The following is a 26,718-nucleotide window of genomic DNA, read 5'->3' as shown; positions in this document are numbered from 1 at the left end:
ACTCAGCATATCAATTTGACATAACGGCAGACAGTCCCGACGAAAGTCGGACGACAAGGCTGTTTTTCTTGTGAGCGCCAAAATAAAAAGCCCCGCAGCATGCGGGGCTTTTTGGTGCCAGGTGCCGGCTTAGTTCAGCTGACTGCGCAGCCAGTCCAGCACGATGCCGTAGCTGGCGGGCAGCATGGGCTCCAGCCGGTCGAGGGAGGCTTTGGTATCGGCGAGGTTGCTCAGGCAGAAGTTGATATGGCCCACCTTGCGGCCCGGGCGAACTTCCTTGCCGTACCAGTACAACTCGGCGCCGGGCACCGACAGCCAGTCGTCATTGCGCTCGGTACCCACCAGGTTGACCATGACGCTGGTATTCTTGACGGTCGGCTCAACCAGTGGCAGGCCGGCCACGGCACGCAGGTGTGCTTCAAACTGGCTGACGTTGGCGCCGGACTGGGTCCAGTGGCCGCTGTTGTGCACGCGGGGAGCCAGCTCGTTGATGAGCAGGTGATCGCCCACTCGAAAGCATTCCATGGCCATGACACCGACGTAATCGAGGTCGTTCATCAGGGTACCCAGCATGCGCTCGGCTTCCTGCTGCAGGTGTGCCAGCCGCGCCAGCGGTGATACCGACCCCAGCAGAATGCCATTGACGTGCAGGTTGAGGGTCAGCGGATAGAAGTAACACTGACCATCGGCACCGCGCATGCCGACGATGGAGGCTTCCTCGTCAAAGTCGATGGCCTGCTCGGCGATGGCCTGCTCGTGCCAGTCGTCGGGAATGGCGTCCCGGCCCGGTTCACGCAGCCAGTGCTGACCCCGGCCGTCGTAGCCACCGGTGCGGCGCTTGAGCAGCACCCGCTCACCAAGAACGTTGTGCAGATCCTCGGCGCTGGTGTCGCTTTGCACCAACTGCCAGGGCGCAGTGGCCAGCCCCAGCTTGTCGATCAGTGACTTCTGAGTGTAACGGTCGGCCAGAATGGGAAAGGTATTGAGGTTCACAAAGGCCGGGTGGGCCGCCAGCTGGCGAGTGGCGGCGGTTTCGGGCCACTGCTCGCGCTCGGCGGTCACTTTTTCATGGGCCTGCAGCGGAAAGGTCTCTTCCGACTCAATGTCGATGGGGCGCACGTCCAGGTTGAGCGGCATGCCCGCATGCTTCAGCATCTGGCCCAGCTGGCCGGCTCCCAGTACCCAGATACGGCTCATGCGTCCTCCCGCGGATCCGGGCTGCCCAGCACGGTGCTGGTCTGCTCGAGGCGGAACGCTTCCAGCCGCTCGGCCAGCTCGGCGTCGTTGTTGGCCAGCATCTGAGAGGCCAGCAGGCCGGCGTTAAAGGCACCGGCGGTGCCGATGGCCAGGGTGCCCACGGCCACGCCCTTGGGCATCTGCACGATGGACAGCAGGCTGTCGAGGCCGCTCAGGGCCTTGCTCTGCACCGGCACACCCAGCACCGGCAGGCGGGTTTTGGCCGCCACCATGCCCGGCAGGTGGGCGGCGCCGCCGGCACCGGCGATGATCACCTGATAACCGCGTTCGACGGCCTTTTCACCGAACTCCATCAGCTTGTCGGGGGTGCGGTGCGCCGACACCACTTCCACTGTGTAGGAAACCTGCAGCTTGTCCATGATCTCTGCAGCGCCCTGCATGGTGGGCCAGTCGCTTTTCGAGCCCATGATGACGGCAACTTTTGCTTGCATGACTACTCCTGTTCAACAACGTTCAGCATATTCTGGTGGATCTGGGGGAGCGCGGATTATAGCGAAACCGCGGTTTTGCGGCCAGTGAAAGGGTGGACATCCCCCGAGGCAGTCGTTAAGGTAGGGGCCGTTCAAAGGCTGAGCATGTAATTTTGAGGAGGTCTACGCCTTATGATGGGCGCCATTGAAGCATTACCCTAGCTCACGGCCCTGTGCCGTCGACCGCACAATACCAGGCTAACGCCAACGTCTTAAAAGCGCATCGCTTCACATAGCAAGTCATTCCTGCATTGTTTGCCGAACCGTGTTTTCCGGTTCTACACGTCCGTTGCCGTCAGCCAGGTCGTCCTGAACTGCGTCAGGTATATCGTTCCCGCGACGATATCGCCTGCGCGAGTCCGTGTTTTACTCGCAAGACAGGGAGATGATCTTGGAACTCTACCAATTTTCCAGCACCACAGTGTTGCTGCTGCTGGCCGCCTTTTACGGCGGCACCTACTTAATCACGACCTTCATCAAGAAGGAACAGGAAGACACCGACGCCTTTATGGTGTCCAACCACAGCGTAGGCTTTGGCATGGGCGCGGCCAGCATGACCGCCACCTGGATCTGGGCCGCGTCATTCTATGCCGCCGCCACCTCGGGCTACACCTACGGGGTGTCGGGCCCGCTGCACTACGGCCTGTGGGGCGCGCTGATGATACTGTTCATCTATCCCTTTGGCCGCCGCTTTCGTGCCCTGGCGCCCAACGCCCATACCCTGGGGGAAGTGATCCACGCCCGTCATGGCTCCTCCAGCCAGCTGATCCTGGCCTTTTCCAACCTGCTCGGCAGCATCATCAGCCTGATGGTGAATTTCACTGCCGCCGGCGCCCTGGTGTCGGTGCTGTCACCGCTGTCATTCCAGACCGGGGTGATCATCGCCGGGGTGGGCGTGCTCAGCTATACCCTGTGGTCGGGCTTTCGCGCCTCCGTGCTCACCGACTTTGCCCAGTTGATCGCACTGATGGCCATTGCCGTGGTAATCATTCCTGCAGTGCTGTTCGCCATGGGCGGCCCGGCCGAGGTGATGAACGGTTTTGATCACCTCACCTCCGAGCAGGCCAACCTGTTCTCCACCGACGCCATTCTGCACCAGGGCGCCCCCTATTTTGTTGCGGTGCTGGCCTATGCCATTGGTAACCAGACCATTTCCCAACGGCTGTTTGCGGTGAATGAAAAGCACATCAAGCCCACCTTCCTCACCGCGACGCTGGGGTATGGCGCCATCGTCATCGGCCTGGGCATGATTGGCCTGATGGCCCTGACCACGGGTGTTGAGCCCCTGAACGGCGACATGAACAACCTGATTCCACAGATGGTGTCCAGCTACCTGCCGCCGGTGTTTATTGGCCTGTTCTTTATTCTGGTTATCGGCTCGCTGTCTTCCACCGCCGACTCGGATCTGTCCGCCCTGTCTGCCATTGTGATGGCCGACGTGTACGGCAAGAACATTGCCAGGGGCAAGGCCGATCCCAGACGCATGCTGTTTATCGGCCGGCTGACCATGGTGGTGGCCACCATGCTGGGCATTGTGTTTGCCAGCTTCTCCCTCGACATTCTGGTGATGCTGGTGTTCGTGGGCGCGCTCTGGGGCGCCATCGTATTCCCGGTGATCGCCAGCTGTTTCTGGAGCCGGGTCACCAACCGCGCCTTTACCTCCTCGGTGATTGTCGCCCTGATCATGTTCTGCGCGGCTCGCTTTGAGCTGCTGCCCATGACCGGCGTGGTGGCCATGCTGTTCGAGCTGCTGGCCAGCATCGGCGGCGGCGTGGTGATCGGACTGATGGCGTTCGGCTTTTTCGGCCGCCACGTCGGCTTTATCGCCGGCATTATCGCCGGCCTGGCGCTGATGGTGTTCGCCACCGGTTTCCTGCGGGAATACACGGTACTGCTGTCTTCCCTGGTGGCCTACGGCGTCAGCACCCTGGTGTGTGTGCTGGTGAGCCTGCTGGACAACCAGAAATTCGACTTTGAGCTTATCAAAAAGCGCGTGGGCAACTACGACGACCGTTTCGAGGCCGCCAGCCCGGCGGCGGTTAAACCCACCCGCCTTGCCAAGGAGTCCTGATATGAGCGAACTGACCCTGGGGGCCTATATTCTGATCTGGCCCGCCCTCACCCTCTGGGTATTGATCATGATCTGCCGCGGCGTATGGAAAGACATCGTCGCCGCCAGGAAGGAAAACCGCGAGCTGGTGTGAGCCACCGCAGAGAGCAAAAAGCGGACCCTTGAGGTCCGCTTTTTTTGTAATCAAACGAAGGCAAACGATTCATTAGCTTCACGAAGCAGCAGCGGGGATTGCCGTAGCCGACCGTCAAATTCCAGAGCCGAAAAGTTGCTCCTGCATTTTCGGCATTCCCGCCATCCATGGCGGTCAGATGCATTTGACGAGCGTCCCACGGATGGGCTTGGAGCGTGTCGTGAAGTGCAACCGCGCTGTTGCTTCGCATGCTGTGTGTATCAGGCCGCCAGCCAGCGGGCATAGAGGGGTATGCCCACCAGCACGTTAAAGGGAAAGGTCACCGCCAGCGACGCCAGCATGGCGAGGCCGATGTCGGCCTTTTCAATGGCGGCGCCGATGGCCGCCGGGGCGGCGATATAGGACGCACTGGCCACCAGCGCCACCAGGATCAGCGCACTGCCCGCCGGCAGCTCCAGGGCCGTGGCGGCAAAGGCGCCCAGGCTGGCCAGCACCAGGGGGGCGACCAGGGCAAACAGCATCACCGGCCAGCGCCGCCAGGGGATGGGCGTGAGCGCCTTGGCGGCACACAGGCCCATTTCCAGCAAAAACAGCGCCAGCAGCGCCTTGAAGGCATGAATAAACAGCTCACTCACCGGTGCCGCCCGCTCGGGGCCATAAAAATAACCGATAAGCACGCCACCGGTCAGCAACACCACGCCCCGGCTGGTGAGAGCCTCGTGCCATACGCTGCCGTGACTTGCGCCATCACTCTGCCCCGCCAACCGTTTATACAGGGAAATGGCCACTATGATGGCGGGCAATTCCAGCAACACCAGGTAGAGGGTGGTTTCCGGGGCGATTTCCAGCTGCAGGGTCTGGGCATAGGCCAGCGCCACCGCAAAGGTGCCGGCACTCACCGAGCCGTAGTGGGCCGCCAGGCTGGCGCTGTTGGCCTGATCCAGGCGCAGCAGCCGGCGTGCCAGCGGATAACACAACAGCGGAATCACCACCCCCAGCGACGCCACCGCCAGCAACTCCGGCACCAGTTGCCAATGCAGGTTGCCATGCAGCGCCAGTCCACCTTTAAAGCCGATGGTCAGCATCAGCAGAATCCCCAGCGTATCGTAAGCCGCCTTGGGCACCTGCAAATCCGAGCGGGCCAGCCCCGCCACCACGCCCAGCGCAAAAAACGCCACTACTATATCCGGCATTCTCATTCCTCTTTTGTTGTTGCAGGCAACACGCACAGCCGTGCCCGCGACAGGACCAACGGCCTGCCGGCATGGAAGAAAACGGGCTGTAAACGAGTGCCGGCCGAAGCCGAGTTTGACAAGTCGGGACATTGTGCGTCGCCGGCGCTATAGTTACCAATAAATGTTAATTAAGTCCTACATAGATAATTATCCATGAATGTTCGCCACCTGACCTTTCGCCTGCTGCAGGTGTATGTGGCCGTGGTGCGGCTGGGCTCGGTGTCCCGGGCCGCGGCCCAGCTGCACCTGACCCAGCCCACGGTCTCGCAACAGCTCAAACGCCTGGCCGAGGCGGTGGGCGAGCCGTTGCTCGATACGCACATGAAACCCACCTTTATCGGCACCGAGCTCTACCACGCCGCCCTTGACGCCCTGTCCCGCTTTGAGGATTTTGGCGGCTTTCTGCAGGATGCCCGTCAGGGTACCCGCGGCGGCTTCAGCATTGGCGTGGTCACCACCGCCAAATACATATTGCCGCGCCTGCTGGGCCCCTTTAACCGTCAGTTTCCGGGAGTGGAGGTGTCCATCAGCGTGGGCAACCGGGGCTACATTCTGGAGCGCCACCGTCACCAGCAGGATGATCTCTACCTGTTCAGCCATCCGCCTGCTGGCGAGCACACCCTGAGCGCGCGCTTTATTCACAACCCGCTGGTGCTGCTGACCCCGCCGGACCACTGGGCGCTGCAACGGCCGCCAACCGACTTTGCGGCGCTGCTGAACGAACGCTTTCTATTGCGGGAACCGGGCAGTGCTACCCGGCTGGTGTTTGAAGAGTGGCTGCGCAGCCGCAACCTGCAGCTGAAGCGGGTGATGCAGATAGAGAGCAATGAGGTCATTCGCATGAGTGTGGAGCAGGGCCTGGGGCTGGCGGTGCTGTCGGAGCATACCCTGATGGAAGGCCAACACCGGCTGGGCCGCCCGGCGGTGCCCGGATTTCCCCTGGGCAGTTACTGGTATCTGGTGTGCCACGGCAACCGCCGCCTGCCCTACCCCGCCGCCAACTTTGTGCGCTTTGTCAATGAACACCTCGCCCGCTGTGTGGACGAGCGACATATTCACAATGATCTGGACGCCCTGCTGGCACACATAGGGTAACGGAATCACGCGCCGCCGTAATGGTGGCGTCAGGGCGCGCTTCAACCTCAGGCATGGCGCATTCGCTCGACGGACGCCAGCCGCCATTCGGCCCGCCGCGTTTCCAGCAGGCGGCCATGAGGCCCCCGCCCCTGCTCCAGAATGCGCACTTGGCCGTTCTCCAGGCTCAGCACCGTCTGGGCCCGGGTGCCGTAATCTTCACCGCCAATAAATACCGAAGACAAGCGGCGTTCCAGCTCCAGGGGCACGCCGGTCATGGGCAGGGCGGCATCGGGAGCCGTGGTGGTGTCGCTCAGCAGCGCCAGCGCGCCCTCTTCATCGCCCGCACTCAGGCCGCTCAGGCCGCATTTCAGTCGCTCGGTCTTGGGCCAGGGAGTATTCAGCAGTCCGTTGGACAAGCCATAACGCCCGGCCTGCAGTGCGCGCGGCTCGCCCCCCGGCCGATTGCCGCCATAGTGCAGCTCTCCGGCCCGCAGATCACCGACCAGCAGGTTAAAACCGGCATACTCTTCACCCTGAGCCAGTACCCGCCTTAGGTAGCCGGCGGGCGTCTGCTCACCGGTGAGAAAACCGCTGACCAGTTCTCCCCGGCTGCGCCGGCCCGCCCGGGGCTCGCCTTCACGATAGTTGGTGAGGGCCGCAAAGCGCCCGGCGGCGGTCAGCCCCAGCCAGGTGCCACCGGCCTGCAGATCCCGCCCGGCCCAGAGCGCCGGCTGCTCCGGCCACCAGCCGGCGGGAGCCGTGGGTCGGGCATAAAACTCGTCCCGGTTGGCCAGCAACAACAACCGGGGACTGGCCGGCTGCCAGTCAAAGGCGATTAAACACAAAGGTCGTTTCCTTACCGTAATCCGTATCCGCTTCACTTTACTGCGGCAGGAATGCAGACACCAGTATCAGGGCATGTCATCGCGTATTCGCCAGAAGCTGGCAAAGCGCGGCAGGCCGGTGGTGGTTTCGCCCCGGTAACGGTAGGTCACCACCACACCGGGGAGCGGCGGATGGCTGCGCTCGTCATCACTGAAGCCGGTGCCCAGTTTAAAGCGCCGACCATCGGGGGTCTCCACCAGCAGGGCCCCCATCATGCCGGCATATTTTCCCTGCCCCGGCAGCACCGCCAGCACGGTGGCCTCGGCGTCCTGAAAATGTTTGAGCTTGAGCAATTCCTGGTTGCGGCCGGGAACATAGCGGCCTCGGCGGTGGCGCAGCATCAGGCCTTCGCCCCCCTCGGCGGTGACCTTGTCGAGCCTGGCCGCCAGGGCGGCCGCATCGGCCACCCGATGTTGCTCAAGCAGGTGCAGATAAGGGGTGTTGACCTCCCTGAACAGGGACTGCAGGGCCGCCAGCCGTCCTTCAAAGGGCAAGGTGCTGGCGGGCAGGTCAAACACCATAAAGCGAATGGCCCGCCACTCCCGCGCAACCGGCTCAAGGCGGCGCACCGCCGCCGACAAGGCGTCAAAGCGACCCCGACCGAGCCAGAGTTCACCGTCCAGGGGCGTGGCGGGAAAACCCGCCACAAACCAGTCGGGAGCCGCAAAAACATGGCCGCCCCGGGATATCAGCCGGTGGCCGTTCCAGTATGCCCGTACCCCGTCGAGCTTTTCGCTCACCAGGTAATCGGCGGGGTTGTGATGGGGGGCATGCTCCGCCGCCAGTTGCAATGGGGGTGCCTCGGCCGAGGCCGAAACCGGCTGCCCCAGCCAAAGCAGGGGCAGCAACACGGGAAAGGGTTTCATGAGGTGCTCCTTGTTGTTGTCCGGCAAAGTCTAGCCGGTTGGCAACAAGGCGCTATTTTTGCTGATCGGGCACCACCTTGGCGGGGCGGGCGGCATACCAGCCACAGCCCAGCTGCAGGCATTGCAACGCCATCATCAGCAGCAGGGCGCCCTGCCAGGCGCCTTCCACATCCCGCATCATGCCCAACACCACCGGCCCCGAGGCCGCCAGCAGGTAGCCGATGCTCTGGGCCATGGCCGACAGCGCCGTGGCCTGGGCGGTATTGGCGGCGCGCAGCACGAAGAGCGACAGCGCCAGGCTTAATGCACCGCCGCAGCCCACGCCCACCAGCGAAGCCCACAGCAGCGGCGCCATGGCCGGTTGCCACCACAGCCCTATCAGGCCGGTAAAGGACGCGAGAAAAATGCCCAGCACCAGCCGCCGCTGACTGGCCAGGCGCGCCGCCATGATGGGCACCAGAAAGTTGAACGGAATGCTGACCAGGTTGATAAGCGCGGTGGCGGTACCGGCATCATGGGCGTCCAGGCCGCTTTCCAGCAGCATTTTGGGCATCCAGGTGGCCATGGAATAGAAGTAGAACGACTGCAATCCCATGTAACAGGTAATGGCCCAGGCCAGCTTGTCACGCCACAGGCTCACCCTCACCGGATTGGCCGGCCGCCCCACGCCCTCGACCCTGAGCATGGGCAGCCAGAACAGGGTGCACAGCAGCGGCAGCACCGCCCACAGCGCCACCGGATAATGCCAGTGGCCGAACCGCTCCAGCAGCGGCACCGCCAGATAAACGCCCATGCCGGCGCCGACACTCAGGGTCACCGAGTAAAGCCCGGTCATCAGCCCCACCTTGCGGGGAAAGAACGCCTTGACCAGGCCGGGGATCAGTACATTGAGCAGGGCAATGGCCGCCCCCAGCAGCAGGGTGCCCAGCAGCACTACCGCATAGTCGTTCACCAGTCGCAGCAGGACACCCAGGCCGATAACCAGCAGGCCGGCGATGGCCAGCACCTGAGGCGACCAGCGCCGGGACAGCGCCGGCACACAGAGGGAAATCACCCCAAAGCAGAGCAGCGGCAATGTGGTCAGCAGGCTGAAGGCGCTGGCACTGATGGCCAGGCTGGAACGGATCTGCTCCACCAGGGGGCCCACCACCACAATGCCGCCGCGCAGGTTGGCGGCGGTCAGCAACAGGGCCACCACGGCCAGGCCGGCGATCAGGGGACGGCCGAGAAAGGGATCGTCACCGGCAGCATGAGTGCTCATTATTGTTATACCTTATTGTTCTTAAAGGGCGTACGGAACCGCCATGTTAGAAGCGATGCCGGTACGGCTCAAGCAATTAAAAACCCGCGTTGTGTGACCACTCCCCACTCGGGGCATGCTATAACGGGTTAAAATTCATAAGGAAATCATTCAAACGGAAGGGGCCATGCTGGATCCGAAAGACATTACCGCGGTCATTCTGGCCGGAGGCCGGGGCCTGCGCATGCAGGGAGCCGACAAGGGCCTGTTGCCGCTGTGGGGACGCCCCCTGGTCAGCCATGTACTGGAGCGGCTCGCCCCCCAGGTGGGTCGCGTGCTGATCAATGCCAACCGCAACCTGGAACACTACCGGGCGCTGGCCCCGGTGATCACCGATGACGAATACCACTTTGCCGGCCCCCTGGCGGGCTTTGAGGCCGGGCTGACCCACGCCCCCAGCGAATGGGTGCTGTTTGTGCCCTGCGACAGCCCCCTGGTGCCCGCCGATCTGGCTGCCCGGCTGTGTGCCGCGGTGCACCGCCACGACCAGATCGCCGTGGTCGACGACGGCACCCAGCTGCATGCCGCCACCGCGCTGATGCACCAGTCGCTGCTGCCATCCCTGTGCAATTACCTGGATGGCGGCGATCGCAAGCTGCAGCTGTGGTATGAACGCCACCAACTGGTGACGGTAGACTTTCGCGATCAGGCCGAGGCCTTTTACAACCTCAATACGCCCGAAGCCCTGATGGATCTGGAGGCAAGGGGCGAGGGCCGAGAAGGCGGCAAGTGAAGGACTGCCCCTATAAACAGAAAATGCCGGGACAACCCGGCATTTTCTTTAGGAGCGGCCGAAGTGACGCACAAACTGGGCCGGATCCCGCTCGGGCAGCTTACGTACTTCCACTTCCGGCGTGCCCAGATAGAGAAAGCCGACGATCTGATCCTGCGGCTCAAGGCCCAGATCCCGGTGCACGCCCCGGTCAAAGGCAAACCAACCGGTGCGCCAGATACCGCTAAAGCCCTGGCTCTGGGCCGCCATCTGCATGGCCATCAGGGCACAGCCGGCAGACAGCTCCTGCTCCAGTCGCGGCACCTTGTCGTGTTCTTTTACCTTGGCCACCACGGTAATGACCATGGGCGCGCGCAGTGGCGCATTGCGGGCCTTGTTGATGGCGTCTTCACTTTCACCCTGTGCCTGGGCGGCGGCGGCCAGCACCTCACCCAGTGCCCGGCGCTGCTCGCCCTCAAACACGATAAATTCCCAGGGTGTGAGGGCGGCATGATCCGGGGCGCGCAGGGCGGCGCGGAGCAGGATGTCCAGCTGCTCGCCGGCAGGGGCCGGATCCACCAGACGGGGATTGGAGTGACGGTTCAGTAACAGTTCCAGTGCGTCCATTATTTACTCCTGTTTTGAGACCGCGCTACCTTACCAGCCCGGGCAGGCGGCATAAAGCCTCACGCATTTTCATGACGGCTTCCTCGCGTTAGCAAACCTGCGCGTGGTTGCCGTTTTTCGTGAGGACGGCGTCGAATCCCGGGCCCGGCCGTGGCATTGCGCCGGCGCTCACGCCATAATGGAGCAATTCGACCCTCATTTTTCAAGGCGTTGTTATGTGGTCTGCCATCAAATGGCTGTTTCGCACCCTTGGCCGAGTGCTGAGTGCGCTGCGTGCATTGTTTATCAACCTGTTTTTCCTGCTGGCCCTGGTTTCCCTGTTCATTCTGTTCTTTGGCGAAAAGGAAGCCCCCACCCTACCCGCCAGCGCCGCCCTGACCCTGGAAATTAACGGCCCGGTGCTGGAGCAGGAAGATCAACCCGGCCCTCGTCGCCTGTTCAGCAAGTGGTTGTCCGGCGACGACGCGCCACCGCCGCTGACCCTGGAGCAGATCAAGGACGCCCTGGCCGCCGCCCGCCACGATGAGCGCATCAAGGTGGTGGTGCTCAGGCTGCAGAACATGACCGAGTCCAGCCTCACTCGGCTGGACGAGGTCGGCGCGGCCCTGGAGGGCTTCAAGACTTCGGGCAAACCGGTGTATGCCCTGGGCGACTATTACACTCAGGGGCAGTATTACCTGGCCGCCCATGCCGACGAAATCTGGCTGAACCCGGCCGGTGCCGTCACCATTCAGGGCATGGGAGTGTACCGGCTGCATTACAAGTCGGCCTTTGAGCGCTTTGACATCACGCCCCACGTGTTCCGTGTGGGTACCTACAAATCCTTCGTGGAGCCCTACCTGCGTGACGACATGTCGGCGGAAAGCCGGGAAGATACCCTGCGCTGGCTGAACCAGCTGTGGCAGCACTATCAGGACAACGTCAGCACCTTGCGCGATATTCCCGCCGATCACATCAGCCCGGGCAAGGAGCTGCTGCTCAGCCGCTTTCGTGCCGTGGGCGGCGACCCGGCCCGCTATGCCCTGGAGCAGGGCCTGGTAGACCGGCTGGCCAGCCGCCATGACATGTTGCGCCATGTGGCCAAACTGGCGGGCTGGGATCATCAGGCCAACGCCTACCAAAGCCTGAGCGTGCCCCGTTACCTGGCCCACAGGGGCCCCACCGACAGCACCGCCCCGGCGGTGGGCCTGATCACCGCCAGCGGCGCCATCATGAGCGGCGAGCCGGCCCCCAACACCATCAGTGACGAACGCCTCGCCCGGCTGATTGACCAGGCCCGTCGTGACAACGATCTCAACGCCCTGGTGCTGCGCATTGACAGCCCCGGCGGCAGCGCCTTTGCCGCCGAGCAGATCCGTGCCGCCCTGCTGCGCTTCAAGCAAAGCGGCAAACCGCTAGTGGTGTCCATGGGCAGCACCGCCGCCTCCGGCGGCTACTGGATTGCCGCCGACGCCGACAAAATCTATGCCGCGCCCACCACCCTCACCGGCTCTATCGGCGTGTTCGGGCTGTTTCTCACCTTTGAGGATGCCCTGGCCAAGCTCGGCCTCAACACCGACGGCGTGGGCACCACCGACTTTGTCGGCGCCGGCCTGACCACCGGCCTGCCCGACCATGCCCAGGAACTGATCCAGCTGGGTGTGGAGCATACCTACCAGCAGTTTGTGACCCTGGTGGCCGAAGGCCGCAAACTCAACCCCGCGGAAGTGGAAGCCGCCGCTCAAGGGCATGTGTGGACCGGCACCGACGCTCAGGGGCTGGGGCTGGTGGACGAACTCGGTTACCTGGACGATGCCCTGGCCGGCGCCGCCGAGCTGGCCGGCCTGCCCGAATACCGGGTCAAACGGGTGCGTCTGCCCCGCTCACCCAAAGAGCTGCTGATGGAGCAGCTGATGAGTTCCAACCTCGACGCCCAGGCCCTGCTGCAGTCGGCCCTGCCCGAGGTATTGCGTCCGGCCGGTGACCAGCTGGGCCGGGAGCTGAATGCACTGTCCCGCTTTAACGACATTCGCGGCCGCTATGTGCTGTGTGTGGAATGCCAGGAGTTTTAATGCACCGAAAGAAAATCTATATCGCCTACACCGGCGGCACCATCGGCATGCAGAAATCCGCCAAGGGCTATGTGCCCCTGGCGGGCTTTATGACCGACAGCCTGGCCGACACCCCCGAGCTGCACCGGCCGGAAATGCCCGCCTATCATATTCACGAATATGATCCGCTGATCGACTCGTCCGACATGACCCCGGCCGACTGGCAGCGCATCGCCGACGACATTCGCGACCACTACGACGACTACGACGGCTTTGTGGTGCTGCACGGCACCGACACCATGGCCTTTACCGCCTCGGCGCTGTCGTTCATGCTGGAAGACTTGGACAAGCCGGTGATCGTCACCGGCTCCCAGATCCCGCTGGTGGAGCTGCGCTCCGACGGCCGTAACAACCTGCTCAATGCCCTCTATATTGCCGCCGAATACCCCATTCACGAGGTGGGTCTGTTTTTCAACAACCGGTTGTATCGAGGCAACCGGGCCAGCAAGGTGCACGCCGACGGCTTTCACGCCTTTGACTCCCCCAACTTCCCCCCCCTGCTCAACGCCGGCATTCATATCAGCCTGGAGGCCGGCCGGCTCAGCCGGGCCAGCGGTAAACCCCTGAACGTCAGCCCCATCACGCCCCAACCGGTGGGTGTGGTCATGCTGTATCCGGGCATCAGCCCGGAGGTGATCGCCAATCTGCTGCGCCAGCCGGTCAAGGCCCTGTTGCTGCTGTCTTACGGCGTGGGCAACGCGCCCCAGAATGAGGCCATGCTGACCCTGCTGGCCGAGGCCTCGGCCCGGGGCGTGGTGATCGTCAACCTCACCCAGTGCCGGCGCGGCTCGGTCAACATGGAAGGCTACGCCACCGGCAAGGCCCTGGCCGACGCCGGTGTGCTGTCGGGCTATGACATGACCACGGAAGCGGCCCTGACCAAACTGCACTACCTGCTGAGCAAGAATCTGCCGGTGGACGAGGTGCGGGAACTGATGGGCCACAGCCTGCGGGGCGAGCTGACGCTCCCCGCCGGCTGAGCCCCAAACGCAAAAAACCCGCCGAAGCGGGTTTTTTTATGGTTTTTCAAAACTCGAAGAATTAAGAAATAACCTGAATCTGGGAAGCCTGAGGACCCTTGGCACCCTCGGCCGGGGTGTAGGATACCTGCTGACCTTCGGCCAGGGTTTTGAAGCCGGAGCCGACGATTTCGGAGAAGTGGGCAAACAGATCCTTGCCGCCGTCAGCGGGAGTGATAAAACCAAAACCTTTGGACTCGTTGAACCATTTTACAGTGCCAGTAGCCATGTATACTTACCTTTTTAAACATATGAATGGGCAAATGCCCGGAACCGCAATAAATATCAAATAAGGGAAGCGTGGTGACTGTAGAGCCGTAAGGGACCAACAAGATACTGATGCTGCGCTGACTTGAGAAGTTTGCTGAGGTGCACTCTACGGCAGTAGGAGATGGCCGTCAAACATTATCGGTAAATAACTGAACATTTTTTGTACAGCACAAAAAAAGGCGCCCTGAGGCGCCTTTTGACTCTAAGTGGCTTCGGCTTACTTGCCGTTGGCCACTCGGGCGTGCATTTCCTGCACGGAAATCACCGACTCGGTGGCGTCGTGAGCCATGGCCATCACGGTGGCAAAGGCACCGTTCAGGGTCGTGGTGTACGACAGCTTCTGCGCCAGGGCGCCACGGCGCAGCTGACGGGAGTCCTCGATGGCCTGACGGCCCTCGGCGGTGTTCACGATATAGGTGTATTCGTTGTTCTTGATGCGATCAAGAATGTGCGGACGACCTTCGTGTACCTTGTTCACCAGACGCGGGTTGATGTTGGCTTCACCCAGTACCACGGCGGTGCCGTGAGTGGCGTCAATCTGGTAACCGGCCTCAATCAGGCTGGCGGCCAGGTCAACCACTCGTTGCTTGTCGCTGTGACGCACCGACAGCAGGGCACGGCCTTCCTTCGGTACCGCCTTGCCGGCGCCCAGGTGGGCTTTGCCAAAGGCTTCGGCAAAGGTTTCACCCACGCCCATCACCTCACCGGTGCTGCGCATTTCCGGGCCCAGCAGCGGGTCAACGCCGGGGAACTTGTTGAACGGCAGTACCACTTCCTTGACGGAGTAGTAAGGCGGAATGATTTCCTCGGTCACACCCTGCTCGGCCAGGGACTTGCCGGCCATGGCCCGGGCAGCCACCTTGGCCAGGGGCACACCGGTGGCCTTGGACACAAACGGCACGGTACGGGCGGCACGGGGGTTGACCTCGATCAGGTAAATCTCGTTGTCCTTGACCGCGAACTGCACGTTCATCAGGCCAACCACGCCCAGCTCCAGGGCCAGCTTGCGCACCTGTTCACGCATCTGATCCTGAATGGACTGACTCAGGGTGTAGGGCGGCAACGAGCAACCGGAGTCGCCGGAGTGAACGCCGGCCTGCTCGATATGCTCCATGATGCCGCCGATGACCACGTCCTTGCCGTCGCAGATGGCGTCGATGTCCACCTCGGTGGCGTCGTCCAGGAAGCGATCCAGCAGCACCGGAGACTCGTTGGACACACTCACCGCTTCGTTGAAGTAACGGCGCAGATCCTGCTCGTCATAGACGATTTCCATGGCCCGGCCGCCCAGTACATAGGACGGACGCACCACTAGCGGGTAACCGATGTCCACGGCCAGGTTTACGGCCTGATCCAGGGCGGTCACGGTGGCGTTCTGGGGCTGCTTCAGGCCCAGACGGTCTACCGCCTGCTGGAAACGCTCGCGGTCTTCGGCGCGGTCGATGGCGTCGGGGCTGGTGCCGATAATGGGCACACCGGCCGCTTCCAGGGCACGGGCCAGTTTCAGCGGAGTCTGACCGCCGTACTGCACGATCACGCCCTTGGGCTGCTCGACCCGCACGATTTCCAACACGTCTTCCAGGGTGACCGGCTCAAAATAGAGACGGTCGGAGGTGTCGTAATCGGTGGACACGGTCTCGGGGTTACAGTTGACCATGATGGTTTCAAAACCGTCTTCACGCAGCGCCAGGGAAGCATGCACGCAGCAGTAGTCGAATTCGATACCCTGACCGATACGGTTGGGGCCGCCACCCAATACGATGATCTTGTCTTTATCGGTCGGGTTGGCCTCGCACTCTTCGTCGTAGCTGGAGTACATGTAGGCGGTGTTGGTGGCGAACTCGGCGGCACAGGTATCCACCCGCTTGTACACCGGGAAGATTTCGTGGCGGTGACGCAGCTTGCGCACTTCGCCTTCGCTCACGCCCAGCAGCTTGCCCAGGCGGGCATCGGCAAAGCCCTTGCGCTTGAGCGCGCGCAGCAGCTCGGGGGTCAGCCCGGCCATGCCGGCTTCCTTCACCTGCTCTTCCAGCTTCACCAGCTCTTCGATCTGCACCAGGAACCAGCGGTCGACGTTGGTCAGCTTGAACACGCCGTCCACGGACATGCCGGCGCGGAAGGCATCGGCGATGTACCAGATACGCTCGGCACCCGGGTCCTGCAGTTCGTGGCGAATGCGGGACAGGCTTTCGGTGTCGTTCAGGTCAACCACGGGATCGAAACCGTTCATGCCGGTTTCCAGGCCGCGCAGGGCCTTCTGCACCGACTCCTGGAAGTTACGGCCGATGGCCATGACTTCACCCACGGACTTCATCTGGGTGGTCAGGCGGTCGTTGGCGCCGGCGAACTTCTCAAAGTTGAAGCGCGGAATCTTGGTCACGACGTAGTCGATGGCCGGCTCAAAGGACGCCGGAGTCAGGCCGCCGGTGATGTCGTTCTGCAGCTCATCCAGGGTGTAACCGATGGCCAGCTTGGCCGCCACCTTGGCGATGGGAAAGCCGGTGGCCTTGGACGCCAGGGCGGACGAGCGGGACACTCGGGGGTTCATCTCGATGATGACCATGCGGCCGTCTTTCGGATTGACACCGAACTGCACGTTGGAGCCGCCGGTTTCCACGCCGATTTCACGCAGCACCGCCATGGAGGCGTTGCGCATCAGCTGGTATTCCTTGTCGGTCAGGGTCTGGGCCGGCGCCACGGTAATGGAGTCACCGGTGTGCACGCCCATGGCGTCGAAGTTTTCGATGGCGCAGACGATGATGCAGTTGTCGTTGCGATCCCGCACCACTTCCATCTCGTACTCTTTCCAGCCGATCAGGGACTCGTCGATGAGCAGCTCGTTGGTGGGCGACAGATCCAGGCCACGGGTACAAATTTCTTCAAATTCTTCCCGGTTGTAGGCGATGCCGCCACCGGTGCCGCCCATGGTGAAGCTGGGGCGAATGATGCAGGGGAAACCCACTTGATCCAGCACGCCGTAGGCTTCGTCCATGTTGTGGGCGATGCCGGCGCGGGGGCACTCCAGGCCGATGCTTTTCATGGCCTGGTCGAAACGGTGGCGGTCTTCGGCCTTGTCGATGGCATCGGCGGTGGCGCCGATCATTTCCACACCGAACTCTGCCAGCACGCCGTGCTTTTCCAGCTCCAGGGCGCAGTTCAGCGCGGTCTGACCACCCATGGTGGGCAGCACCGCATCCGGGCGCTCTTTCTCGATGATTTTGCGCACCACCTGCCAGTCGATGGGCTCGATGTAGGTGGCGTCGGCCATCTCCGGATCGGTCATGATGGTGGCCGGGTTGGAGTTCACCAGAATGACGCGGTAGCCTTCTTCGCGCAGGGCCTTGCAGGCCTGGGCGCCGGAGTAGTCGAATTCACAGGCCTGACCGATCACGATGGGACCGGCGCCCAGGATCAGAATGCTCTGTATGTCTGTACGTTTTGGCATGACTCTACCCTGCTCCTTATGCGCGGTATTTCTTGATCAGTTCGATGAAATGGTCAAACAGCGGCGCCGCATCGTGCGGACCCGGGCTCGCCTCGGGGTGCCCCTGGAAGGAGAACGCCGGCTTGTCGGTGCGATGAATACCCTGCAGGGTGCCGTCGAACAGCGACACATGGGTGGTGCGCAGCGTCTCGGGCAGGGTGTCGCCGTCAACGGCGAAGCCGTGGTTCTGGGAGGTGATCATCACCACGTTGCGGTCCAGATCCTTCACCGGGTGGTTGGCGCCGTGGTGACCATGGCCCATTTTCACGGTCTTGGCACCGCTGGCCAGGCCCAGCAGCTGATGGCCCAGACAAATGCCGAACACCGGAATGTCGGTTTCCAGGAAGGTCTTGATGGCCTCGATGGCGTAATCACAGGGCTCGGGGTCGCCGGGGCCATTGGACAGGAAGATGCCGTCCGGGTTCATCGCCAGCACCTCGGCGGCCGGAGTCTGAGCCGGCACCACGGTCAGGCGGCAGCCGCGATCCACCAGCATGCGCAGAATGTTGCGCTTGGCGCCGAAGTCATAGGCCACCACGTGGTAGGGCAGCTCGGCGTCGGTGGGCTGGCTGTGGCCTTGGCCCAGCTGCCAGCTGCCTTCGCGCCATTGATACTGGCTGGCGGTAGACACCACCTTGGCCAGATCCATGCCCTTGAGGCCGGGGAACCCTTTGGCCTCGGCCAAAGCTTTGGCCTCATCCAGGTCGACTCCAGCCAGAATGCAGCCGGCCAGGGAGCCCTTTTCGCGCAAAACGCGGGTCAGCTTGCGGGTATCGATATCGGCAATACCCACTATGTTGTGAGCCTTGAGATAGTCGGACAGGGTACGCTGATTGCGGAAGTTGGAGGCAATCAGCGGAAGATCGCGAATGATCAGCCCCTGAGCGTGAACCCGGTCGGATTCTTCATCTTCGGCGTTAGTGCCGGTATTGCCTATATGAGGATAAGTGAGCGTGACGATCTGGCGGGCATAGGATGGATCGGTAAGGATTTCCTGGTATCCCGTCATCGACGTGTTGAATACCACCTCACCAACGGAACAACCGTCGGCGCCAATGGCTGTACCGCGGAAGACCGAGCCATCTTCCAATACGAGCAGCGCTGAGTGATTCAAGACAACCTCCAAGTTAATTCTTATAAATCAACAATTTACCTGGCTGTCCCGAGTTACAGACAAAAAAATTTACTGCATCTCGGCTAATACTGGGCAAATTCTGTGTATTTTATCTGGAAGCGTCGTTTTCGACAAACTTTTTTACGATAGCAGACGGTGGCTGACGAAAACTACGGCACACCAAGCATAGGCATTCATAAAAACAACATAAAAATCAGCGGTCAACATGGAGCTCGGCAGGACAAAGTAGGAAATGCGAGCTTGGAAGTACCTTCATAAAAAGATATCTCAAAAACCCAAAAAGGATCTAAAAAACCTTTATAATCATAAAGATAAATAATATAAAAACCAAAAATAACAAACCCGACCGGCCATGTTGCGGCCAGCCGGGCTTCATATAAATTATTCTGTGGTTATTTCAGCCCCAGTACATCCTGCATATCAAACAGCCCCGCCGGCTGGCCGGCAATCCAGGCCGCGGCACGCACGGCACCATTGGCAAACGTCAGCCGGTTGGATGCCTTGTGGGTGATCTCTACCCGCTCGCCGATATCGGCAAACAGCGCGGTGTGCTCTCCCACCACATCGCCGGCGCGAATGGTAGCAAAGCCGATGGTGTTTGAATCCCGCTCACCGGTGATACCTTCACGACCATAAACGGCGCACGTCTTCAGATCCCGTCCCAGGGTGTTGGCGATCACCTCACCCATGCTGAGCGCGGTGCCCGAGGGCGCATCCACCTTGTGGCGGTGATGGGCTTCCACAATCTCGATATCGGTGTAATCCCCCATCACTTTTGCCGCCTGCTCCAGCAGCTTGAACACCAGGTTAACGCCCACACTGTAGTTGGACGCCATCACCATGGCGGTGTCGGCGGTGGCGGCCTGAATGTCGGCCTTTTGCTCCTCGCTGAAGCCGGTGGTACCGATCACCAGGCGCTTGCCGTGCTGCCGCGCCAGGGCAATATTGGCCAGGGTGGCTTCCGGACGGGTGAAGTCAATGATCACGTCGACCTGATCGATTACCTCGGCCAGACTGGCGGTCACCGGCACATTCAACCGGCCGACATTGGCCAGCTCGCCGGCATCGGCGCCCAGCACGCTGGAGCCGGCATGCTCGATGGCGGCAGTCAGCACCACCCCGTCGGTGTTGGTAACGGATTCAACCAGTACCTTGCCCATGCGGCCATTACAGCCGGCAATGGCGATGCGAACCGGATTGCTCATGTCGTCTTTCCTTTATTCATGGATGTTCATGCGAATGTTGCGCAGTTTGCCAGAATGCGCTTCGCTTGCAAATTGCGCGGTCTCCAAAGCGGCCGTAAAAAAACCGGCGGCTGCCGGTTTTTTTCAAGGGTCTGACCGAACGAGGATCAGGCGATCTCGAGCAGTTCGACTTCAAAGACCAGGGTAGAGCACGGCGGAATGGAGCCGGCGCCCTGCTCACCATAGGCCAGGTGATGGGGTACGTACAGCTTCCACTTGGAGCCAACCGGCATCAGTTGCAGGGCTTCAACCCAGCCCTTGATCACGCCGTTCACCGGGAACTGGGCCGGCTCGCCACGCAGCACGGAGCTGTCGAACACGGAGCCGTCCACAAAGGTGCCGTGGTAGTGTACGCGCACGGTGTCGGTAGCGGCCGGCTTGGCACCTTCGCCCACGGTCAGCACTTCGTACTGCAGGCCGGATTCGGTCTGCTGCACTTCGGCGCGCTCGCCGTTGGCGCTCAGAAAGGCGGCTTCTTCTTCCTTGGCCTTGGCAGACTGAGAAGCCTGTTCAGCCTTCATGCGCTCGGTGATCACGCCAAAGGCGGCATTGATGTCTTCCCGGGACACGGCGAACTCTTCACCGTTAAGGGAGTCGGCCAGACCCTGCTGTACCGCAGCAATGTCCATACCTTCAAACGGCTGTTGGGCCAGTTGGTCACCAATCTGACGGCCAATGCCATAGCTGGCTTTCTGTTCTACTGTCTCGTATGACGACATGAGATTCCCTTTGTTTGGGTGTAAAAAATGCATGCTAACAAATTACGCCGGTGAGCTGAATGGCGAATCCGGCCGGCTGGTCAATAATGCCGCTCCCCGTACCCCCCCGGCGCCACCAAACACCGGTGGCCGCAAGGGCGCGGGGGCAATGCCCCGCATCATATGGGCTGGCAGGCGCGTGGCCAGCTCGTCATAAAGCCAGGCCGCTTCTCCCAGCCCGCCGCCCAGCACCACGGCATCGGGGTCAAGCTGGGTCATTAATGCCCCCAGTCCCGCCGCCAGCACCTCCAGATACAGTGTCATGGCCTGCACCGCTTCGGCTTCCCCCCGCCGCCAGGCGGTAATAATAGCCTGGCCAGTTTGCTCGCGGCCGCCGCAGTGACGATACAGCCGGGCCAGGCCGGTGCCGGACACATAGGTCTCGAGGCAGCCGCTGAGGCCACAGCCACAGTCAAACAGCGGCAAATTCGAGTGGCGGGCCAGCAGGGCCGCGCCGATAGGGCCATGGCCGAATTCACCACTGCCGCCGCGCCGGCTGTTGACCAGGCGGCCATCCTGGATCAGGGCTCCCCCCACGCCGGTGCCCAGGGTCAGTCCCAGCGCCAGCCGGCTGCCGGCCACGGCGCCGCCATGGTATTCCGACAGCAAAAAGCAGTTGGCGTCGTTGTCCCCCGTCAGGGGCCGCTCGAGCCGCGCCTGCAGATCCGTCAGCAGATCCCGCTCGTGAATGGCCGGCACATTGGGCGCCAGCAGGCGTCCCTCGGCATTAAGCACCCCGGGAAAGCCCAGCCCCACTCGGCCGCGCGTGCCAACCCGTTGATCGGCCTTCAGCACCAGGGCACAAACCAGCCCGACAAAGGCGTCGTAACTGTCGGGCGTGGGATGCTGCGTGGTTTCCACCGGCCGAAACTGCTCGTCAAAGACGCCAAAGGCGGTCTTGGTGCCGCCGATATCCAGGCCGTACACCATCAGCGGCCGCAGGCCGGGCGCCTGCCCTGGGCCCGCGCCTGCATATAGAGGTTATTGGCATCCGGCACCAGGGCCGACAACCCCTGAATACGGGTGCCGTGAGAAGGGTGGGTTGACAGCAGTTCCGGCGGCTGGTTGCCGGCTTCAGCCGCCGCCATGTCACGCCACAGGGTCACCGCCTGCTGGGGGTCAAAACCGGCCTGGGCCATCAGTTGCAGGCCCAGCCGATCGGCTTCGGCCTCCTGCTCGCGGCCATAGGGCAGCAAATAGCCCACCTGTACCCCCAGGCCCAGTGCCGCCATGGCCGGCTGACGAACGCCGGACTGACCCAGGGCCGCGTCGGCGGCACTCAGGCCGATATTGGTGAGCTGGGTGCGGGACACCCGTTCGTTGCTGTGGCGGGCCAGCACATGGGCTATCTCGTGCCCAATCACGGCGGCCAACTGATCCTGTGTATCGGCGATCTTGAGCAGGCCGGTGTAGACCCCCACCTTGCCCCCGGGCAGGGCAAAGGCATTGGCCTGATCCGAATTGAACAGCACCACCTCCCACTGGCTGGTACCGGACAGTTCCGCCACCAGGCTGTCGGTGATGCACTGCACATAACGATTGAGCTCACGGTCGTTGCTGATGTTTTCCTGCTCCTTTATCTGGGCAAAGGATTGCTCTCCCAGGCGCTGCATGTCGTTTTCGGAAAACAGCAGCACCTGGCTGCGCCCGGTAGGCGACTGGGTACAGGCAACCAGCGAACCCACGATCAGGGCAAGTAGAATGGCACGCACGGGAATGGCCTCGCACTTATGAAATGGACGACCTTATTAGCATACAAAAGGGTGAGCACAAACGCATGCGGGAAGGAAACGACACAAAAACGGACGCAGGGCGATGTCAACGCCTCGCCCTGGACCGCGGGGCCTCACGACTCAGGGCTGACCTGGCCCGCTTCGGGGACAGTGGTGTCGGCCAGCAGCCAGAGGGTATATTTGTGCAGATCCGGGTGCTGGGACAGGGCCACCAGAAAGGCACCGCCGACCTCCCGATAACCCAGCTCATAGTTTTTGAGGGTGGTGGGGGGCACCTGAAGCAACTCGGCAAACTTGGGCCGGCTGAGCCCCATAGCCTCACGTATTTGCCGGATCTTCTTGCCGACCAGGCTGGTATCAGGATTCATAATCTTGCTACTCCTATTTGCAGATTACGACAATGGCATTTGTACACTTTTTAGTTTAACACCCCTCAACAGACTCGTTGTGGCCACGCCCCTTTATTGTTGAAAAAATGTTTCCAAACGGACAAACGCGCCCCATTTGGAAACCATTTTGACGCATTTCGAACCTGCCACAGGACATTTCCCATGCGAATACTTTGGTCTCGTCGGTCTCATCGTTGTCTTGTTAGCCGCCACAAAACACGTTAGTCTGGCTTCGTGCGAATATCAGTGAAATGGCGATTCAAGGCAAGATTCGAGACACATTTCATGATTTGACAGCACCCAGTAATCTGGGCACGCTGCCCCAGAGCACGCTTAAACACTCATCTGAAGTGAGGAATAAAAACATGAAAAAGACAGTGGCTCCTTCTCTTATCGCAATCGCACTGGCTGCCGCCGGTGTCTCCGTCGGCGCACAGGCCAACGACTGGTACCTGGGTGCCGGCGCCGGTTATGCCGATTATGAAGACATCGATCGCAACAACTCCGGCCTGGACAACGACTCCGAAGCCGTGAGCCTGTTTGGCGGCTACAACTTCAACCAGTACTTCGGTACCGAGCTGGGCTTCACCAACTTTGGTGGCGATGCCGACACCCGCGCTTTGAACCTGTCCGCCATCGGCCGCCTGCCGCTGGGTGAGTCCTTCTCCCTGTTTGGCGAAGTGGGTGCCCTGGGCTGGGATACCGACGTGGCCAACGGCGACGAAGGCGTGTCTCCCCTCGCCGGCCTGGGCGTGGCCTACCGCGCCAGCGATCTGGTAGACGTGCAGCTGCGCTACCGCCGTGTAGAAGACATGGGTGACGAAGGCCGAAACGGCTTTGAGACCGACGTCAACAACGTCATGTTGGAGCTGGTGCTGCACCCCAATCGCCGTGTGGCTCCGGCCCCCGTACCGGCCCCGGTCGCTCCCCAGCCCGAGCCGGAAGTCACCTATGAAACCCGTACCGTGACCGCTGACGGCTCCATCTACTTTGCCTTTGACAGCTCGTCTCTGGCCCCCGAGGCCCGTGCCACCCTGGACGAAGTAGCCCGCTTCTCCGAGCAAAACCCCGACTACCAGGTTGAACTGGCCGGTTACGCCGACCGCCTGGGCAGCGCCGAATACAACCGCAAGCTGTCCGAGCGTCGCGCCATGGCCGCCAAGGAGTACCTGGTGCAGCGTGGTGTGGCCGCCGAGAACATTCAGACCGCCTGGTACGGTGAAGAGCTGGCCCAGGGCGTGAGCGAGGAAGAGCGCCAGCGCGATCGCCGCGTGGATGCCAAGGCCCAGGCCAGCATTCAGGTGGAAATCATCGAGTAAGGCCCTTTGCCAAACCCGTCACAAACGGCCCTGCGGGGCCGTTTTGTTTTTCTCACTTTCACGTTCGCATCTGGCATACTGCCTTTTTGCTTTTTTTGATGTAATCCCATGCAATGCCATTGTGACAGCAAGCAGCCCTATGCCGGCTGCTGCCAACCCTTTCTGGAAGGCGGCCTCGACGCCCCTACCCCACTGGCGCTGATGCGCTCCCGTTACAGTGCCTACCGGCTTGGACTGGGCGAGTATTTGGTGAAAACCTGGCACCCGGACACCCTGGGGGAACTGGACGCCGCCACCCTCGGCGAGTCCGGCCTTCATACCGAGTGGCTGGATCTCGCCATCGTCTTTGCCAGGGGCTCCGCCGCAGACGACGAGGGGGAAGTGGAGTTCAAAGTGCGTTACCGCGAAAATGGCAGAGTCGTGCTGCTGCACGAACGCTCCCGTTTTGTGCGCCTTGAAGGCCGTTGGGTCTATCACTCGGGAATACACAATCCGCCCAAAATCGGCCCCAACCAGCCCTGCCCTTGTGGCAACGGCAAAAAATACAAGCACTGCTGCGGCCGTCGCTGACATCCTTGATACCGACAAGAAGAAACAAATGGAACGAAAAATACTGCTGACCCACTGCCCCGATGCCAAGGGGCTGATCGCCAACATCACCAACATTTGCTGCCGGCATCAGCTCAACATCGTGCGCAACGACGAATTTGTTGATCATGACAACGGCCACTTCTTTATGCGCACCGAACTGGAAGGCCAGTTTGATGATAACGGCCTGCTGACGGATCTGAACGACGCCCTGCCGGAAGGCGGGCATAACCGCCTGGTACCGGCGGGCAGCAAGCGAGTGGTGATCCTGGTGACCAAGGAAGCCCACTGCCTGGGCGACATTCTGATGAAGCACTTCAGTGGCGCCATGAACATCGACATTGCCGCCGTGATAGGCAACTACGAGACCCTGCAGGGGCTGACCGAAAAATTCGACCTTCCCTACCACACCGTGTCTCACGAGGGCCTGAACCGCCCCGAACACGAGCAGCTGCTGGCCGAGGTGATCGATCGCTATGAGCCCGACTATGTAGTGCTGGCCAAATACATGCGCATTCTCAGCCCGACCTTTGTGGCCCGCTACGAAAAGCGCATTATCAATATTCACCACTCCTTTCTGCCCGCCTTTATCGGTGCCAGTCCCTATCGCCAGGCCTATGAACGCGGCGTGAAAATGATTGGTGCCACCGCCCACTTCGTGACCGACGACCTGGATGAAGGTCCCATTATCGAGCAGGATGTGACCCACGTGAACCATGCCTTCTCCGCTCAGGACATGGCCAAGGCCGGCCGGGATGTGGAAAAGTCGGTGCTGAGCCGGGCACTCAACCTGGTGCTGGAAGAAAAGGTGTTTGTGTATGGCAACCGCACGGTAGTGTTTAAGTGAGATGTAAGACGTAACATGTGAGGCGTGTAAGGCCCCGCTTTTGCGGGGCCTTAATAACTTCCCTGTCCACTACTCCTGCCGGCGTTAGCCGTTATTTCTGGCTTTTCTCAAAGGCCGCCTTTTGTTCCGGGGTGGCTTCCTGCTGGTATTTCTCTTTCCATTCGCCGTAAGGCATGCCGTAGACCCGCTCCCGGGCCTGATCGTAGTCCATTGCCACACCGCGTTCTTCGGCAGCGGCCAGATACCACTTGCTCAGGCAGTTGCGGCAAAAACCGGCCAGGTTCATCAAATCGATGTTCTGCACGTCCTTGCGCTTGTCCAGGTGCGCCAGCAGGGTGCGAAAGGCGGCGGCTTCCAGTTCGGTCTGAGTTTGCTTGTCCATGAATCTTCTCCATTGGTGACGGTGATGCCATTATAACGGCAAGCCCCGCAAACCTCATGAGGCAACATCATGAACCGCAGTCACTTTTTTGCCCAGATGGCACGCATGAAGCTGATCCAGCGCTGGCCGCTGATGCGCAACACGGCGTCGGAAAACGTCGCCGAGCACAGCCTGCAGGTGGCCATGGTGGCCCACGCCCTGGCGGTGATTAAAAACACCCTGTTTAACGGCAAGCTGGACCCGGGCACCGCCGCCATGCGCGCGCTCTATCATGACGCCAGCGAAGTGCTCACCGGCGATCTGCCCACGCCGGTGAAATATTTCAATCGAGAGATGGCCACCGCCTACAAGGCCATCGAACAAAACGCCGAGCAAAGCCTGCTGGCCATGCTGCCCACCAAGCTGCAACCGGCCTTTGAGACGCTGCTGTGCGGCCATCAGGATGACGAATACAGCCACCTGGTGAAGTCCGCCGACATTCTCTGTGCCTACCTCAAGTGCCAGGAAGAGCTGTCGGCAGGCAACCGGGAATTCGCCAAGGCCCGAGAGCGCCTCACCACCATGCTGGACGAACGCATGAGCGACGAAATTCGGTATTTTCTGGAGGTGTTCGTGCCCAGCTTTTCCCTGTCGCTGGATGAGATCTCCACCCCGGGGTTTTAAAGCGTGCCAAACCGTTGCTCAAAGCGCACTGCGGCATTCAGCTCAGTATCTGAATGAAGCGGCAGCAGGGATTACCTTAGCCGACCGTCACATGCCAGGGAGGGCATGTGCCGAGCGTCCCAGGGAAGGGCTCGAAGCGTGTCGGCGTTGGTAAACCTGCTGCC

The 26,718-nt window shown here is 61.5% G+C and carries 26 protein-coding genes; 10 read left to right on the top strand and 16 right to left on the bottom strand.

What is annotated here, in order from left to right; translation table 11 throughout:
* Window positions 1–129: 129 nt before the first annotated feature.
* Window positions 130–1,197 (bottom strand): 5-(carboxyamino)imidazole ribonucleotide synthase, encoded by a 1,068-nt coding sequence (gene purK / locus B6S08_RS00215; RefSeq protein ID WP_094198777.1) that lies wholly within the window; start codon window positions 1,195–1,197, stop codon window positions 130–132.
* Window positions 1,194–1,688 (bottom strand): 5-(carboxyamino)imidazole ribonucleotide mutase, encoded by a 495-nt coding sequence (purE, locus tag B6S08_RS00210; RefSeq protein WP_094198776.1) that lies wholly within the window; start codon window positions 1,686–1,688, stop codon window positions 1,194–1,196. Before purE ends, purK begins: the two co-directional genes overlap by 4 nt.
* 424 nt (window positions 1,689–2,112) lie before the next feature.
* On the opposite strand from purE, the gene B6S08_RS00205 reads away from it, so the two are divergent.
* Window positions 2,113–3,798 carry a sodium:solute symporter family protein gene (locus B6S08_RS00205; protein ID WP_094198775.1) on the top strand — a complete coding sequence of 562 codons (1,686 nt, stop codon included), beginning with the start codon at window positions 2,113–2,115 and terminating at the stop codon, window positions 3,796–3,798.
* A gap of 1 nt (window position 3,799) precedes the next feature.
* Window positions 3,800–3,931: a putative transporter small subunit gene (locus B6S08_RS18445; protein WP_211284131.1), complete on the top strand. Its 132-nt coding sequence runs from the start codon at window positions 3,800–3,802 to the stop codon at window positions 3,929–3,931.
* Window positions 3,932–4,191: 260 nt separating this feature from the next.
* Here B6S08_RS18445 and B6S08_RS00200 read toward each other — a convergent pair whose 3' ends face one another.
* Window positions 4,192–5,124: a sodium-dependent bicarbonate transport family permease gene (locus tag B6S08_RS00200; protein WP_094198774.1), complete on the bottom strand. Its 933-nt coding sequence runs from the start codon at window positions 5,122–5,124 to the stop codon at window positions 4,192–4,194.
* A 195-nt stretch (window positions 5,125–5,319) separates the two neighbouring features.
* Here B6S08_RS00200 and B6S08_RS00195 point away from each other — a divergent pair, with 195 nt between their 5' ends.
* Window positions 5,320–6,261, top strand: a complete 942-nt coding sequence (locus B6S08_RS00195) for a LysR family transcriptional regulator (RefSeq protein ID WP_094198773.1) — start codon at window positions 5,320–5,322, stop codon at window positions 6,259–6,261.
* Window positions 6,262–6,308: 47 nt separating this feature from the next.
* Here B6S08_RS00195 and B6S08_RS00190 read toward each other — a convergent pair whose 3' ends face one another.
* The 3 genes from B6S08_RS00190 to B6S08_RS00180 all read right to left on the bottom strand — a co-directional run bounded on the left by B6S08_RS00190 (window position 6,309) and on the right by B6S08_RS00180 (window position 9,255).
* Window positions 6,309–7,088 (bottom strand): NRDE family protein, encoded by a 780-nt coding sequence (locus B6S08_RS00190; protein ID WP_094198772.1) that lies wholly within the window; start codon window positions 7,086–7,088, stop codon window positions 6,309–6,311.
* 66 nt (window positions 7,089–7,154) lie between these two features.
* On the bottom strand, window positions 7,155–7,994 hold the full coding sequence (locus B6S08_RS00185) for a DNA ligase (protein WP_094198771.1): 840 nt from the start codon (window positions 7,992–7,994) through the stop codon (window positions 7,155–7,157).
* Window positions 7,995–8,046: 52 nt separating this feature from the next.
* Entirely contained in the window at window positions 8,047–9,255 is a 1,209-nt protein-coding gene (locus B6S08_RS00180; protein WP_094198770.1) for a CynX/NimT family MFS transporter, read from the bottom strand.
* A gap of 166 nt (window positions 9,256–9,421) precedes the next feature.
* Here B6S08_RS00180 and mobA point away from each other — a divergent pair, with 166 nt between their 5' ends.
* Window positions 9,422–10,027 carry a molybdenum cofactor guanylyltransferase MobA gene (gene mobA, locus B6S08_RS00175; RefSeq protein WP_094198769.1) on the top strand — a complete coding sequence of 202 codons (606 nt, stop codon included), beginning with the start codon at window positions 9,422–9,424 and terminating at the stop codon, window positions 10,025–10,027.
* A gap of 48 nt (window positions 10,028–10,075) precedes the next feature.
* On the opposite strand, the gene B6S08_RS00170 is transcribed toward mobA, so the two are convergent.
* Complete coding sequence (locus B6S08_RS00170; RefSeq protein ID WP_094198768.1) at window positions 10,076–10,633, bottom strand: NAD(P)H nitroreductase; 558 nt, start codon at window positions 10,631–10,633, stop codon at window positions 10,076–10,078.
* A 215-nt stretch (window positions 10,634–10,848) separates the two neighbouring features.
* Between B6S08_RS00170 and sppA the strand changes: the two genes are divergently transcribed.
* Window positions 10,849–12,684, top strand: a complete 1,836-nt coding sequence (gene sppA / locus B6S08_RS00165) for a signal peptide peptidase SppA (protein ID WP_094198767.1) — start codon at window positions 10,849–10,851, stop codon at window positions 12,682–12,684.
* Window positions 12,684–13,703 carry an asparaginase gene (gene ansA, locus B6S08_RS00160; protein ID WP_094198766.1) on the top strand — a complete coding sequence of 340 codons (1,020 nt, stop codon included), beginning with the start codon at window positions 12,684–12,686 and terminating at the stop codon, window positions 13,701–13,703. Before sppA ends, ansA begins: the two co-directional genes overlap by 1 nt.
* Before the next feature lie 61 nt (window positions 13,704–13,764).
* Here ansA and B6S08_RS00155 read toward each other — a convergent pair whose 3' ends face one another.
* The 8 genes from B6S08_RS00155 to B6S08_RS00120 all read right to left on the bottom strand — a co-directional run bounded on the left by B6S08_RS00155 (window position 13,765) and on the right by B6S08_RS00120 (window position 22,734).
* On the bottom strand, window positions 13,765–13,971 hold the full coding sequence (locus tag B6S08_RS00155; protein ID WP_094198765.1) for a cold-shock protein: 207 nt from the start codon (window positions 13,969–13,971) through the stop codon (window positions 13,765–13,767).
* A gap of 258 nt (window positions 13,972–14,229) precedes the next feature.
* Window positions 14,230–17,457, bottom strand: a complete 3,228-nt coding sequence (carB, locus tag B6S08_RS00150) for a carbamoyl-phosphate synthase large subunit (protein ID WP_094198764.1) — start codon at window positions 17,455–17,457, stop codon at window positions 14,230–14,232.
* Between the two features lie 16 nt (window positions 17,458–17,473).
* Window positions 17,474–18,610 (bottom strand): glutamine-hydrolyzing carbamoyl-phosphate synthase small subunit, encoded by a 1,137-nt coding sequence (gene carA, locus B6S08_RS00145; RefSeq protein WP_094198763.1) that lies wholly within the window; start codon window positions 18,608–18,610, stop codon window positions 17,474–17,476.
* 413 nt (window positions 18,611–19,023) lie between these two features.
* On the bottom strand, window positions 19,024–19,836 hold the full coding sequence (gene dapB / locus B6S08_RS00140; protein WP_094198762.1) for a 4-hydroxy-tetrahydrodipicolinate reductase: 813 nt from the start codon (window positions 19,834–19,836) through the stop codon (window positions 19,024–19,026).
* A gap of 146 nt (window positions 19,837–19,982) precedes the next feature.
* Window positions 19,983–20,594, bottom strand: a complete 612-nt coding sequence (gene bamJ / locus B6S08_RS00135) for a BamJ family beta-barrel-assembly machinery protein (protein WP_094198761.1) — start codon at window positions 20,592–20,594, stop codon at window positions 19,983–19,985.
* Window positions 20,595–20,636: 42 nt separating this feature from the next.
* Window positions 20,637–21,563, bottom strand: a complete 927-nt coding sequence (locus tag B6S08_RS00130) for an ROK family protein (protein WP_094198760.1) — start codon at window positions 21,561–21,563, stop codon at window positions 20,637–20,639.
* Window positions 21,563–22,345, bottom strand: coding sequence for a M48 family metallopeptidase (locus tag B6S08_RS00125; protein ID WP_094198759.1), 783 nt, complete (start codon window positions 22,343–22,345; stop codon window positions 21,563–21,565). Before B6S08_RS00125 ends, B6S08_RS00130 begins: the two co-directional genes overlap by 1 nt.
* Before the next feature lie 134 nt (window positions 22,346–22,479).
* Window positions 22,480–22,734, bottom strand: coding sequence for a helix-turn-helix domain-containing protein (locus B6S08_RS00120; RefSeq protein WP_094198758.1), 255 nt, complete (start codon window positions 22,732–22,734; stop codon window positions 22,480–22,482).
* Window positions 22,735–23,120: 386 nt separating this feature from the next.
* Here B6S08_RS00120 and B6S08_RS00115 point away from each other — a divergent pair, with 386 nt between their 5' ends.
* The 3 genes from B6S08_RS00115 (at window position 23,121) to purU (ending at window position 25,509) form a co-directional block, all read left to right on the top strand.
* Window positions 23,121–24,074, top strand: a complete 954-nt coding sequence (locus B6S08_RS00115; RefSeq protein ID WP_094198757.1) for an OmpA family protein — start codon at window positions 23,121–23,123, stop codon at window positions 24,072–24,074.
* Window positions 24,075–24,182: 108 nt separating this feature from the next.
* Window positions 24,183–24,644: a YchJ family protein gene (locus tag B6S08_RS00110; protein WP_094198756.1), complete on the top strand. Its 462-nt coding sequence runs from the start codon at window positions 24,183–24,185 to the stop codon at window positions 24,642–24,644.
* Between the two features lie 28 nt (window positions 24,645–24,672).
* Window positions 24,673–25,509, top strand: coding sequence for a formyltetrahydrofolate deformylase (gene purU, locus B6S08_RS00105; protein WP_094198755.1), 837 nt, complete (start codon window positions 24,673–24,675; stop codon window positions 25,507–25,509).
* A gap of 91 nt (window positions 25,510–25,600) precedes the next feature.
* Here the strand turns inward: purU and B6S08_RS00100 are convergent, their stop codons facing one another.
* Entirely contained in the window at window positions 25,601–25,891 is a 291-nt protein-coding gene (locus tag B6S08_RS00100; RefSeq protein ID WP_094198754.1) for a DUF1244 domain-containing protein, read from the bottom strand.
* A gap of 69 nt (window positions 25,892–25,960) precedes the next feature.
* Between B6S08_RS00100 and yfbR the strand changes: the two genes are divergently transcribed.
* Window positions 25,961–26,554 carry a 5'-deoxynucleotidase gene (gene yfbR, locus B6S08_RS00095; RefSeq protein WP_094198753.1) on the top strand — a complete coding sequence of 198 codons (594 nt, stop codon included), beginning with the start codon at window positions 25,961–25,963 and terminating at the stop codon, window positions 26,552–26,554.
* Window positions 26,555–26,718: the final 164 nt, after the last annotated feature.

It is taken from the genome of Oceanimonas doudoroffii (assembly GCF_002242685.1).
Lineage (GTDB): Bacteria > Pseudomonadota > Gammaproteobacteria > Enterobacterales > Aeromonadaceae > Oceanimonas > Oceanimonas doudoroffii.
This window is presented reverse-complemented; position numbering and strand designations above follow the sequence as displayed.